The 13,333-nt window shown below is 36.9% G+C and carries 13 protein-coding genes; 11 read left to right on the forward strand and 2 right to left on the reverse strand.

Annotated features, from left to right (window positions below):
* The first annotated feature begins 49 nt into the window (after positions 1 to 49).
* The 7 genes from AC2VNP_RS18835 to AC2VNP_RS18865 all read left to right on the forward strand — a co-directional run bounded on the left by AC2VNP_RS18835 (position 50) and on the right by AC2VNP_RS18865 (position 5,953).
* Positions 50 to 373: a metal-sensing transcriptional repressor gene (locus tag AC2VNP_RS18835; protein WP_486918797.1), complete on the forward strand. Its 324-nt coding sequence runs from the start codon at positions 50 to 52 to the stop codon at positions 371 to 373.
* 13 nt (positions 374 to 386) lie between these two features.
* Complete coding sequence (locus AC2VNP_RS18840) at positions 387 to 2,774, forward strand: heavy metal translocating P-type ATPase (protein ID WP_486918798.1); 2,388 nt, start codon at positions 387 to 389, stop codon at positions 2,772 to 2,774.
* Positions 2,775 to 2,805: 31 nt separating this feature from the next.
* Positions 2,806 to 3,012, forward strand: coding sequence for a copper chaperone CopZ (copZ, locus tag AC2VNP_RS18845; RefSeq protein WP_486918799.1), 207 nt, complete (start codon positions 2,806 to 2,808; stop codon positions 3,010 to 3,012).
* Positions 3,013 to 3,209: 197 nt separating this feature from the next.
* Positions 3,210 to 4,217 carry a F510_1955 family glycosylhydrolase gene (locus tag AC2VNP_RS18850; RefSeq protein ID WP_486918800.1) on the forward strand — a complete coding sequence of 336 codons (1,008 nt, stop codon included), beginning with the start codon at positions 3,210 to 3,212 and terminating at the stop codon, positions 4,215 to 4,217.
* Positions 4,218 to 4,232: 15 nt separating this feature from the next.
* Complete coding sequence (locus tag AC2VNP_RS18855; RefSeq protein WP_486918801.1) at positions 4,233 to 4,772, forward strand: TlpA family protein disulfide reductase; 540 nt, start codon at positions 4,233 to 4,235, stop codon at positions 4,770 to 4,772.
* Position 4,773: 1 nt separating this feature from the next.
* Positions 4,774 to 5,394 carry a hypothetical protein gene (locus tag AC2VNP_RS18860; RefSeq protein WP_486918802.1) on the forward strand — a complete coding sequence of 207 codons (621 nt, stop codon included), beginning with the start codon at positions 4,774 to 4,776 and terminating at the stop codon, positions 5,392 to 5,394.
* Positions 5,395 to 5,449: 55 nt separating this feature from the next.
* Positions 5,450 to 5,953, forward strand: coding sequence for a CcdC family protein (locus tag AC2VNP_RS18865; protein ID WP_486918803.1), 504 nt, complete (start codon positions 5,450 to 5,452; stop codon positions 5,951 to 5,953).
* Between the two features lie 36 nt (positions 5,954 to 5,989).
* Here AC2VNP_RS18865 and AC2VNP_RS18870 read toward each other — a convergent pair whose 3' ends face one another.
* A complete protein-coding gene (locus tag AC2VNP_RS18870) occupies positions 5,990 to 6,415 on the reverse strand; it encodes a DUF2621 domain-containing protein (RefSeq protein WP_486918804.1) in 426 nt (141 codons plus the stop codon).
* Between the two features lie 119 nt (positions 6,416 to 6,534).
* Here AC2VNP_RS18870 and AC2VNP_RS18875 point away from each other — a divergent pair, with 119 nt between their 5' ends.
* Positions 6,535 to 6,954, forward strand: a complete 420-nt coding sequence (locus AC2VNP_RS18875) for a hypothetical protein (RefSeq protein WP_486918805.1) — start codon at positions 6,535 to 6,537, stop codon at positions 6,952 to 6,954.
* Positions 6,955 to 7,051: 97 nt separating this feature from the next.
* Here AC2VNP_RS18875 and AC2VNP_RS18880 read toward each other — a convergent pair whose 3' ends face one another.
* Positions 7,052 to 7,225, reverse strand: a complete 174-nt coding sequence (locus AC2VNP_RS18880) for a YjcZ family sporulation protein (protein WP_486918806.1) — start codon at positions 7,223 to 7,225, stop codon at positions 7,052 to 7,054.
* Positions 7,226 to 7,437: 212 nt separating this feature from the next.
* Here AC2VNP_RS18880 and AC2VNP_RS18885 point away from each other — a divergent pair, with 212 nt between their 5' ends.
* From AC2VNP_RS18885 to AC2VNP_RS18895, 3 genes are all read left to right on the forward strand, one after another.
* Entirely contained in the window at positions 7,438 to 7,644 is a 207-nt protein-coding gene (locus AC2VNP_RS18885) for an alpha/beta-type small acid-soluble spore protein (RefSeq protein WP_216827877.1), read from the forward strand.
* 400 nt (positions 7,645 to 8,044) lie between these two features.
* Positions 8,045 to 11,119 (forward strand): efflux RND transporter permease subunit, encoded by a 3,075-nt coding sequence (locus AC2VNP_RS18890; RefSeq protein ID WP_486918807.1) that lies wholly within the window; start codon positions 8,045 to 8,047, stop codon positions 11,117 to 11,119.
* Between the two features lie 593 nt (positions 11,120 to 11,712).
* A complete protein-coding gene (locus AC2VNP_RS18895) occupies positions 11,713 to 12,927 on the forward strand; it encodes a M14 family zinc carboxypeptidase (RefSeq protein ID WP_486918808.1) in 1,215 nt (404 codons plus the stop codon).
* Positions 12,928 to 13,333 lie beyond the last annotated feature (406 nt).

A 13,333-nucleotide genomic window follows, 5' to 3' on the forward strand; every position in this document is an offset into this window, starting at 1 on the left:
ATTGACGGATATACTGTACGGGGGTATAGTAGAGGAGTGAGGTGATCGTATGAAAAAGGAAATACCTTTAGAAGTTATAAATGAAGTACCATCATTTTCATTGGCCAAACGGCAAGAAGAAAAAGAAAAGCTTCAAAACCGCTTAAAGAGAATTGAAGGTCAAGTAAGAGGTATACAAAAGATGATTGATGAAGATCGATATTGTGTAGATGTACTTGTTCAATTATCTGCTGTAAATGCAGCTCTAAAAAAAGTCGGATATACTTTGTTAGAACAGCACACGAAAGGTTGTGTTGCCAATGCGATTAAATCGGGTGAAGAAGAACAAGCCTTAGATGAATTAATGAAAGTCATTCATCAATTTACAAAATAAAAGGCAGGTGATCATGATGGAAAAACGCGATATGAATATACCGATACAAGGTATGACATGCGCAGCTTGTTCGACGAGGATTGAAAAAGTCTTGAATAAGATGGAGGGTGTTGAAGCGTCTGTTAACCTCTCCTTAGAAAAAGCTTCTATCCAAATCGATCCTACTAAAAATACATCGGAAAACGTAGTTGAAAAGATTGATAAATTAGGCTTTTCAATTCCAACCAAGAAAGTAGATTTAGATATTAAAGGAATGACATGTGCTGCTTGTTCGTCAAGAATTGAAAAAGTGGTTGGGAAAATGGAAGGGGTAAAAGAGGTTCAAGTAAATCTACCGTTAGAAAAAGGAACAGTCACTTTTTATGAAGGGTTGATAGAGCTTGAATCTATTACAGAGAAGATCCATAAGTTGGGATTTGAAGCAAAGTTACCAGTAGATGAGCGTCCAGAAGTAGATGAAAAGGAATTAGAAATTAGAAAACAACGAAATAAATTTATATTTGCTTTGATTTTCTCATTACCATTATTTATTACAATGATTGATCATTTTTACCCTGAACGCATGTTATTGCCTCATTGGTTAATGAATGGTTACTTACAATGGGTATTAGCAACGCCAGTACAGTTTTATGCTGGATGGCAGTTTTATAAAGGGGCTTACAAAACATTAAAAAACAAGAGTGCTAATATGGATGTTCTTGTTGCAATGGGGACATCAGCTGCTTATTTTTACTCTGTCTGGCTCGTTTTACAAGGAGAAGTCTATTTATTTTTTGAAACGAGTGCAGTTATAATTACTCTCATTCTTCTCGGTAAATTATTAGAAGCAAGAGCGAAAGGAAGAACTTCTGAAGCGATTAAGAAGATGCTTAGCCTCCAGGCAAAAAAGGCAACTGTCATTAGAAATGGAACAGAAATTGAAGTTCCAATTGAAAGAGTTGAACTAAACGACATCGTTATTGTTAAACCTGGGGAGAAAATACCTGTAGATGGTACGATCGTAGAAGGATATTCCAGCATAGATGAGTCCATGCTTACGGGCGAAAGTATACCTGTTGATAAAAGTGTTGGTGACGATGTTATTGGTGCTACGATCAATTCACATGGCAGCTTCAAATTAAAAGCAACTAAAGTGGGGAAGGACTCAACACTGGCTCAAATTGTTAGAATAGTTGAGGAAGCACAAACATCGAAAGCACCGATCCAACGAATGGTAGATATTATTTCTGGTTATTTTGTTCCTACTGCGTTTGGAATTGCGGTCTTTTCATTTATCCTTTGGTACTTCTTCTTAGGAACAAGTTTTGAGATCGCATTGATTAATTTTACAGCTGTATTAGTTATTGCTTGCCCATGTGCTTTAGGTTTGGCGACACCTACATCCATTATGGTAGGTACAGGAAAAGGGGCTGAATATGGTATTTTATTTAAAGGTGGAGAGCAATTAGAAACAGCTCATAAAATTAGCACAGTCGTTTTCGATAAAACAGGTACAATTACAAAAGGGGAACCAGCATTAACGGATCTTTTTGTGTATGATCATTCTCAAAAAGAAGATGTTTTGCAATGGATAGCAAGTTTAGAGCAAAATTCTGAGCATCCATTAGCGCGAGCGATTGTTAAAGGCGCTAAAGCCAAAGACCTTTCGTTAATTCAGCCTAAACAATTCGAGGCTATACCTGGCAGAGGTATAAAAGGTGTAGTCGATCATTCAGATGTTTTAGTTGGAACTAGAAGACTTATGAACGATTATGGTATTGTAATCAAAGATGAGCATGAAGAAATGTTAAAAAAGCTTGAATTTGAAGGTAAAACAGCGATGCTGGCAGCAAAAGACGGTCAACTCACAGCGATTGTAGCTGTTGCCGATGAAGTGAAAGAAACATCTAAGGAAGCAGTTCGGCAATTGAAAAGCATGGGCCTTAAAGTTGTTATGCTCACAGGTGATAATGAGCGAACGGCTAATGCGATTGCTGAACAAGTAGGGATTGATTTGGTTTTTGCTGAAGTTTTACCAGATGAAAAGGCCAAAAAAGTAGAAGAGTTGAAAAAACAAGGGCAAAAGGTTGTCATGATTGGTGACGGTATTAACGATGCTCCAGCACTAGCTGTTGCTGATATAGGAATGGCCATTGGAACTGGTACAGATGTAGCGATTGAGGCCTCAGATATCACGTTAATGCGGGGAGATTTATTAGCTGTTCCGCAAGCGATTAAAATGAGTCAATTAACGATGCGCAACATTAAACAAAATTTGTTCTGGGCATTTATTTATAATTCTATCGGTTTACCAATCGCCGCTGCAGGCTTATTAGCGCCATGGGTGGCAGGAGCTGCGATGGCTTTTAGTTCAGTTTCAGTAGTTAGCAATGCTTTACGTTTAAAAAGGGTAAAGCTTTGATAATAAATTTAATGAAAGAGGAGATATGAAAATGATGAAAGAAACGATTCAAGTAAATGGAATGACATGTGGACATTGCAAAGCTTCAGTAGAAGGAGCATTAACTAAACTTGCAGGTGTTGTGAGTGCAGAAGTTAGTTTAGAAAATAAAGAAGTAACGGTTGAATTCAACGAAGAGCAAGTAACAGTTGAGCAATTAAAAACTGAAATCGAAGACACTGGCTTCGATGTAGCTTAATAATTTAGAGAAGGGAGCCAAATTCATATTTGTGCTCCCTTCATAGTTTTTTCATTAAAAATAGATATAATTTATCGATATCGCCTTTATAGTGAAGTCAAAAGTGTGGTTCTATTACTTTTAACGTAATATATACATATCTTGCTTACTATTACTACCTAAAGCGATAATAATCAAAAAGGAATGGAGTGTACTATATGAAAAAATATAATAAGAAAATGATCTTAGTGTCCGTTTTCATTTCAGGTGGATTACTTTTAACGGCGTGCGGGCAAAATGAAACGATTCCTGAGGCTGCACCTGATGCTGAAGCGAAAAATACGGTAGAGGAAGTTGAAGTTGAGGCTACAGAAGAAGTCGAGGTGGAAGAGGCAGACATCGTACGTGAAGAAACAGCTGAGATCAGTCATACGCACGGTCTCGAATTAAATCCTTCTAACCCAGACAGTTATTTAATTGCGACGCATCATGGTGTAGTGGAGTATGTAGGGCCGAATCAAGCTTATGTTCTTGGTGAATTGAGAGATGACTTTATGGGCTTCAGCCGCGTCGCTGATACCCAGTATCTCATGTCGAGCGGGCATCCTGGACATGGAAGTGATCTTCCTGACCCGTTAGGATTTATGTGGAGTGAAAATTCTGGTCAGACATGGGAGTTCAGGAGCTTACTTGGAGAATATGATTTTCATGCGCTTACAGCGAGTTATCAAGACAATAATTACATTCTAGGTCATGCATTGGATTTCAAGAATAATTTTGAATCATTTATTTTCAGAAGTAATGACCAAGGCTTTAATTGGGAGCGTGTAGAAACGAACGGCTTACCTTTAGATCAACATGCCGTTCATGACATGGCCTTTTCACCTGAAGATGATAAGATTGTATTTGCAGCTACTGCTAAAGGGTTATTTAGATCTGATGATAGTGGAGTTAATTGGTCAGAAGCAGCTACAGGTAATATTAAGGGGCTTGCTGTACTTGGTAATAATGAAGTGTATTATTTTAACGGCAGTAATGAAGAACTTTACCGATGGACTGGAGAAAAAAGTGAAACTATTTCTTACCCAACTGAGTACGGTGCCGTCAATTATATCGTCGTAAATGAAATGGGAAATCTCGTAATTACTACGGAACGTTCATCTTTACTGAAGCAAGAAAATAATGAAAACTGGAACGTCTTAATTGACAACGGTCAAGTAAAGTAAGAAAGGAATTGAACGTTGAAAAATTTGTCTTTAGTATTAGTTGTTATGACTGTTGGATTTTTCATATGGTTTGGCAACTATCAAAAATCGTCAGCTACAAATGAGGACCATTTAGTATTACCGCAAGTAGGTTATAAAGCTCCTGCATTTTCACTTGAAAACTTCGAAGGGCGTATGATCGACTCAGAAGAGTTTGAAGGGAAACCTGTATTGCTTAATTTTTGGGCTTCTTGGTGTCCGCCGTGCCGAGTAGAAATGCCGCATCTTATCAGTGTATACGAGCAATTTTCAGATCAAGTGGATTTTGTCGGAATTAATATGGCTCATCAAGACCGTAATGAGGCTGCACTTGAATTTATTGCCCATTATGAAGTACCTTACGATAATTTAGTCGATTACGATGGGGGAGTTGCACGACAATTTCGGGTCACTGCTTTTCCAACAACTGTTGTCATTGATCATAAAGGTATTATTACTTACCGTCGGGTCGGTGGAATGACTGAAAGAGAATTGATGAATGTCATTCATTCAGTTCTTGAGGAAGGAAGTAATTAATATGTTTGAACCTTTAAATACATTACAACTTGGACCCGTTCAGCTGTCAGTGACGATGGCTGCCTACATGATTTGTGCCGCTACGTTTTATGGTATTTTAAGCTACTCACTAAAGAATACGGATTGGGAAATTAATCGGGAAAATATATTAAATCAAGTGTCAACCACATTTGTCATTTTTTTAGTGGTTTATAAATTTTGGCCATTTATTCTGGAACCATCATTATTATCTAATTTGAGTAATCTAATTTATTATGCTGGAGGACCCGGAGCAATTGTTGCTGCGAGTCTCGTAAGCTTAGCTTTCTTTATCGTCAGTTGGCTGAAGCAACGATGGGGCATTCACCTCATTGATCGAATAAGTATCGCTGCTTATAGCAGTTTAATTATATATTCGATCGTTCTTAAAGAAGTCGGGCAAAGTAATCCGCTTAATTTCGGCTGGAAGATTGACGGTGTTTATTTTCATTCGGTGAATGTATACCAAACTGTATTACTTGTTGTGTTTCTTTTTTTTACACTGCAATGGACAAGGTTAAATGGGAAAGGAAAAACAACGATTGTTTTAATAATCGCTTTAATTTTTACGAAAACCTTGCTTGTCCCATTTCAAATCAAGTAATATAGATTTGGATATGCTATAATTAAATTTATCGTTACAGAAAGGAGGCTGGCAAATGACCACATCAGTTTTACTCACAACCATTGGTGCAGCGATGATGGCGACATTGGCAATCATTATTCGCTTAAAAGCAACGAAAAAACCTGCATCAATAAAGAAGATTGTTTTACCTCCTTTATTCATGTCGACAGGATTTTTAATGTTTTTATATGAACCAACACGACCTGCACCACTGCAAGTTCTTGAAGCTCTTTCGGTGGGGATGCTTTTCTCCATATTATTAATAAAAACATCGAAATTTGAAATAAAAGACCAGGAAATATATTTAAAGCGTTCGAAAGCTTTTGTATTCATACTTGTTGGCCTGCTGATCGCCCGTATACTATTTAAGATCATTATCGGGGATTCGATTAATATTGAAGAGCTTAGCGGTATGTTCTTCTTGTTAGCTTACGGAATGATCATTCCGTGGCGAATTGCAATGTACTTATCATTTAGAAAAGTAGAGCAAGAATTGAAAAATAGCAGTAAGGAAACACTAGTACCTGCAGAAACATAATAAAAAGGATGGAATTCGAGGTTCCATCCTTTTTATTTATTTAAATAATGCTTGATACGGTGCGACATCAATTTGTTTTTCATTTAATTTCTTTAATAAAAATTTATGATCGCGTTTTGGTGTTGCCAGAATATAACCACGTACCACCAGCTCTTCTGTAATCACATCAGCTTTTTCCTCAACTGCTATCTCGCCAATTTTTCCGGCAATTTTTTGCCTGGCCACATCGCGAAAAAGTTCTGGAACTGGAGATACAAGCTCCTCTAAAAGTTGTTTCATATCATCCGGCCACAAATGAATCGTTTCTTTAATATAATGATCTTGCCAATCTAAAATCGACATTCCATCTTCTTTTGGCAGTTTTTTTAAAAATTTCCTAAACATAAAATATCCACCAATAAACATGACGGTTACTAAAAAAATCGTCCAAAAAACGATAAACCACATAAACCAAGTAGACATATTAACACCTCAATACTTTCATCTAACCATTAAATATTAACATAATAGGGGACGAACATAAAATATATTTTACTCGTTCACTAATTTTCTATAAAATAGAACATTGAGGTGGTTAATTCATGTTGTTTGAAATTTTAATGTACGCACTCCATTTATTTATTTCGATTATCTTTTTTATCTTAATCCCTTTACCTGTCATCATCCATGTAACTTTAACTGAAGGTTCTGAACGGATTCATTTAATTTTAAAGATTTATAAAAAGATAATTATGATTGCACATGGTGCGTTAGTTGTTATGCTTGTAACTGGTGTATTTATTCGATTTGACCTTTCACTGTGGACAATCATCGTTGTTATCGTCTGGGTAATTATTGGGGCTTATTTAGGGTTAACAGCAAAATTTGTGCGAGAATCACTAGAAGCAGCGGACAATAAGAAAGTGTTTGAGGAGTCGGTAAATAAAGTAAAAATGTTTAGTACTTTACTTATGTTAGCGATTATCGCCATGTTTATCATTAAGTTTACTGATTTTCTATAAACTAAACAAACACAAAAAAGCGCTAATAGCGCTTTTTTGTGTTTGTTTTAACGTAATAAAGAGACAAGGTTGACCCTTGCCTCTTATATTCAAATCATTATTTTACATACGCTGTTCCTACAATGACTAGTAGGATAAATAATACGACGATCAATGAAAATCCTTTCCCTGCTCCACCGTGACAGCCGTGAAATTGAGGGGTAGGTTGACAGCCGTGGAATTGAGGTCCAGCTTGATAGCCGTGAAACTGTGGTGCTCCATAGAAGTTCATAAATGGATGCCTCCTTTTTGTAGTTTCAATATAAGTATATGTAAAGGCATCCCTAATGGGTGGGCGATTGTCACGAAAGCATCCAGAATAGGCTGATACCTAGCTAAAAAATTTAAAGTGTACTTAATAAATAGGAATACCAACATTTGGTTACATAAATCATTGCAGTCTGACACAAGTTATAGATACATCATACAAAGGAGGTCATTTAAATGGCAAACAACAATAGTTCAAACAAATTAGTAGTACCAGGAGTTGAGCAAGCCCTAGACCAAATGAAGTATGAGATCGCACAAGAATTTGGTGTGCAATTAAGTGCTGATGGCACATCTCGTTCAAACGGGTCAGTTGGTGGAGAGATTACAAAACGTTTAGTTCAAATGGCTGAACAACAGTTAAATGGTAATCCCACAAAATAATTATTCCTGACCACACCTCCAATAATTAAATATATATGGAATTAGAAGCAGGTTTTCACCTGCTTCTTTTTATTGTTTTACCATAAACCCGTGCCACCATTAATGTGAAATTGCATGATGTGGGAGGAGGTAGCACGGATGCTCATCAGAAAAAACGTTAAGACGAATTCAAAAAACGTTCATTCTGACGATTGAGATTATTTTATACAAATGTTAACAAAAATAATCTCATTTATATCAGGCTTGAGACTGATTACAAATTAAACCTTAGACAGGATAATTTTCCTAAATATAAGTAATATAATCTTCCTGTATGAGAATAAATTATATCTTGTTGGCTAAAAGTTGGAGTTTCATTGTGCACATAATTTAATGAAGAAAAAGGGCGGAGGAAAAAAAGATGGGTTTCTTAAATCTTTTATTAAAGCGAAAGTTAATCGTTGGGTTGATGGTTGTGTTTGTGATATTTATCGGAACATATGCAACGACAAAGTTAGATCAAGAGTTAATGCCGCCTATTACTTTCGACGGTGCCGTTATTCAAGTGGATGCAGGAGATATGACTACACTTGATGTGGAGCAACGGGTTACGACCCCTATTGAACAGACCCTGCTTGGATTTGATGGTGTAGAAGGATTTCGATCTTCATCTAGTGTGGGTAACAGTACGATAACGATAGAGATTGAAGAAGGTCGCGGTGAAGAGGTTTCAAACGAGGTGAAATCGACATTAAATGGCTTGAAACCGCAACTGGATGGAGTTAATGAGATTCATGTTTTCCCGTATTCGATGAATGGAACGTATGAGTTTTTTATGGATATTTCAAACGGTGATAAAGAAAATATGGCTATTTTTGCAAGAGAAGTATTAGAGCCTCGTTTGGAAGCATTGCCGGAAGTACGTGATGTTGACTTAGTCGGTATGGATCAAAAAGAAATTATTATTGAATTAAAGCAAACTAAAATGGAAGAATTAGGTCTTAATGCGCAACAAATTATGGGGATCATTCAACAGTCGAACAGTGAGGTTGCATTAGGCGTATTGAACGGAGAACAAAATAAACCAACTTTGCGCTGGAATACGTCTATCCAAAATGTCAATGATGTAAAAAATATCACAATCCCTACAACAAATGGAGTAAAAAAATTAAGTGAGATAGCTGCTGTCTCAGAACAATCGAGTGAACATTCGGCTGGAGTTTGGAAAAACGGAAGTGACCATTTCATCCTTGTTCAAGTCGGAAGAGTGTCTGATGTGACACAGATTGAAATGGCTGCAGCGATAAGAGCTGAGATTGATAAAATTCGGGCTGCTGGTTTAGTTGAGGGCTTTGAATTAAATGAAGTTGTTTCACAAGCAGACTATGTGACTGATGCGATTGATGGGGTGTCCCAAAATGTTTTAATTGGAGGGATCCTCGCTTTATTCGTATTGTTATTATTTTTACGGAATATACGAGCGACGATCATCATTGGCTTAGCGATCCCTGTTTCTATTTTATTAACGTTTACGGCAATGTGGTATTTTGACTACAGCTTTAATATGTTAAGTCTCGTTGGACTAGGATTAGGAATTGGTATGATGGTCGATGCTTCTATTGTCATCCTTGAATCGATCTTTAAGAAAAAAGAACAAGGGCTTGGAAATTACGAAGCTGTCGTGAAAGGAACAATAGAAGTATCAACGGCTGTATTAGCCTCAATGCTAACTACGATTGTTGTCTTTTTGCCGATTGGATTACTCGGTGGAGAAGCTGGGAAGTTCATGATTATTTTATCATTAGTCGTTGTGTTTACACTTGTAAGTTCAGTCATTGTATCTTTTACATTAATTCCAACGCTTGCTGAAAACTTCTTAAAAGTTAGTAACAAAGCTAAAAATCGTAGTGAAGGGAAGATTATTAGGCAATATGGAAAATTAATTTCTTGGATGGGAAGAAAGAGGCGTTATCGTTACAGTGTCATTATATTGTTTATTATGATGTTTGTTGGGTCATTAACACTAGTATCCAAAGTACCGATGACAATCATGCCAGACGTTTTTAACCGATATTCTGAAGTGATGGTGCAATTAGAAAGTGGAACGACACCATCTGAGCGGGAGGAAATCGCATTAGAAATGTACGACCGCTTAAAAAGAGTGTCAGATTTAACCAATACGATTGTCATCGACAATATTAATTCGATTTACGCCATTATTAATATGACGCCAATTGAAGAGGCGACTACTGAACAAAGTGAAGTCAATGAACAAATTTTATCTGCCCTACGAGTTTTAGAAGAGCAGTACCCGATCACAAGTGTTGGTTCTGCTATGAATATGGGGGGAGGCTTCCCAATCTCACTCGAAATTAACGGGGAAGATCTTGGGGAATTAGAAGGGATTTCCCGTGATTTAATACATGAGCTTGAACAAATTGATGGGTTAGTTGGTATTAAAGCCGCCGCTGGAGAAAAGATGTTAGATGAGATTAATATTGTCTTGAAGGAAGATACCATTAAAGAGGATAATCTAACCCCTGTACAAATATCAAATATCATTCAACCTTTATTTTTAAAGAGTCCGATTGGAGAAGTCACCGCTGAAGATAATACGCCTAGACCATTAATTCTAACAACTGATCAACAAATGGACCATAAACAGCAGCTGCTTAATTTCGAGTTCACAACGCCAACAGGGGAAAAAGAAAAACTGTCTAAATATATGGAGCTTGAAAAAAATACAGTTCCGACTCAAATCGATCGAAAAGACGGTGAACGATATGTAACGGTTATCACGGATTTAGAAGGTCGTGACCTTGGCTCGGTTAATCGTGATATTCAACAAATGCTCCAAGACTTCAATACACCAAATGGGTACTCGATTTCAATGAGTGGTGATCTTGAAGCACAACAAGAAGCAATGCAAGAAATGATCATTATTCTAGGAATTGCGCTGTTTCTTGTGTATGTGGTAATGGCTGTCCAATTTAACAGTTTAAAGCACCCGATTATTGTCATGTCGATCATCCCTATGACGATTACAGGCGTCATCTTAGGGCTGTTTATTACACAAATGGAGTTAAGCATTATGTCCGCGATGGGTGTCGTCATGTTGATCGGGATCGTATTAAACAATGCGATTTTACTTATTGATCGAACGAAGCAATTAAGAAATGCTGATCACCAAGTTGCAGAAGCCGTAGTAGAAGCCGGTAAATCAAGACTACGACCGATCTTTATGACGACATTAACAACAGTGGGTGGCATGTTGCCACTAGCTCTCGCGACCGGTGTGTCGAGCAGCTATCAATCGCCGTTAGCAACAGTTGTTATCTCTGGGTTACTCTTTGCGACAATGATTACGCTCGTTCTCATTCCTGCGGTTTATTTATTGTTTGAAGACATTTCAAGAGGGTTAGGCAGGTTGAAAAGACGAAAAGGTAAGGATAAAGTGATTGCAGAAAAAATTGACTTGAAGAAAACTACGGTATAGATTTACTTACATCACACGAAAGTTAATAGACAGAACCATCTAGGTGGTTCTGTTTTTATTTTCTTCTGTTCCTCTAATAGAAATGAATATCGGTTGGTAAAGTATTTAATTTGTTGAATTACCAATGAACTAGACTTCTATCAACTTCCTTGTTATTTAACCAATAACAAAGACTATGAGCATACATATTTAGTATGCTTATTCTGATTTTAGAGTATTTCGTTATATAGAAATAAAAAAGTGACCCAAAAATGTAATAGAAGTTATGCTTACATTTCTCTCTCCTGCTAACGGCTTAACTTTATGAAAACAATTAGAGAATGGAAAAAGTAACATCCTCTATTTATGATTGAGTCCTAGTAAAATATGTACTTTTTTAAGGGTAGTAAAGACATTCCACCATTTGTCTATGAGAACAAGTACATAAGAAATTACAATATAATGTTCCATAATTAACCAAATTAAGTATAAAATTCCTATCTTTTCGAGCGGCGAAGGAATACTCCTTCTAGTATGGAATATTTAGCGTGTCGGAATAATTCGGCTTTTCTATTCAGTTCTTTTCGGCAAAATATCCAATGGGAGTGTTTGTTATGAAAAAGAAGAAGGTAGTAAAAACATTAGGAGCAATGGTTCTGTGTACAAGCTTATTAGCTCCAATAGTTACACCTAGTGTATTTGCACAAGAAACAACTTCTCATCATCATGATTATTCGATTTCGGGGTTTATGACACATGAACAAATGGCAAAGCGACTTGAACAAATTGAAAGAACGAGTCAAGGAAGAGTTCAGGTGGAAGTGGTAGGAGAATCCAACAGAGGAAGAGACATTTATATGGCACGAGTTGGAACAGGGGATAGAGTCGTATTAATCCAAAGTGAGATCCATGGGAACGAAAAAACAGGGACAGAGGCAATTATGAATATGCTTCAACAGCTTGGGAATAACTCACGACAATCTCAAAAAATTCGTGACGAACTCACTATAGTTTTCATGCCTAAGATGAACCCAGATGGAGCTGAAATGGATAAACGACGAAATGATATGACGTGGGCTGAGGTTGTGGAAGCTTTCCCTCAACTTTCAAATGCTAGTGCTCCAGCCTGGAACTACCTAGATAGAGGAGTTAGTCAAAGCTATAATTATGCAGAAAATCCTGGATTTGACGTTAACCGTGATTTTAATCCAAATTTAAATTATGTTCCTCAACCTGAAGATTTTCCAGGTCGTTCAGCAGCGCCTGGCTGGTTTATTACACCAGAAGCACAAGCTTCACGTGATGTATATAAAGGTTTATTAGAGGAGTTTGGAAACGTTGATGTGTTCGTTGACCTTCACCACCAGGGTATATATTACGTAGAAGGAACAGATGACAGAGTGACATTATCGATTTCAGGTCAGTTTGTTCCAGACCCTAATACAGAACAAGGAGCAAAGTATCAAGAGTACAAAGAAAAATATAACTATGATTTCTCTCGACAATTAAATGTTGCCATCTATGATGCGTTGAATAGCATTGGTAACTCACCGTTTGGAAATGTAACACTTTATTCTCAAGGACTGGATCTGCCAGGTACTGCCCTAGGAACCTATGCGTTAAATGGTAGTGGAACGGTTCTGTTTGAAGTAACTGGACAAACGCAAAATTTTGGTCAAAAAGAACGTGGTAAACTCGTTAAAGCTGTAGAGCGCGGATTATATGGAATTATTGACGGTATGGTTGATGGTTCTGTATATGAAATTGACCCGGAAGAATATGAAAATATTCCACTTACATCAAGGTGGCCAGCAAGTGGTGGTTTTTAATAATAGGACATCATCAAAAAAACAACCATTCTCCTTATGAAATGGTTGTTTTTAATATTTTGAGTTTCTTATGATTTTGAGGGCTTATTTTCGTCGCCATAAATCAGACTGACCTAATATTCCTTTAAACTGGTCGTGGGGCGGTTTGATTGTTTTACATTTCTCACAAGTACCGATGTTAGCTTTAGTATTTTCAATCTCTTGAGTTAAGTCTCTGCCACATTCTCTACAGAAAAAAGCCGGATATAACACTGAATTGCTCCTTCTCTTTTACTCATAGTATAACCGAGAATATAGCAAGTATTCAGTAAATTAAAGTTGTATTGTTTTAATGTGACTATCGTTAATAATAATTTTAAATTAACGATTATGGCGGGACTGTGTGGGAATCGAACCCACCGGAGAC

Source organism: Alkalihalobacterium sp. TH-98 (assembly GCF_057473385.1).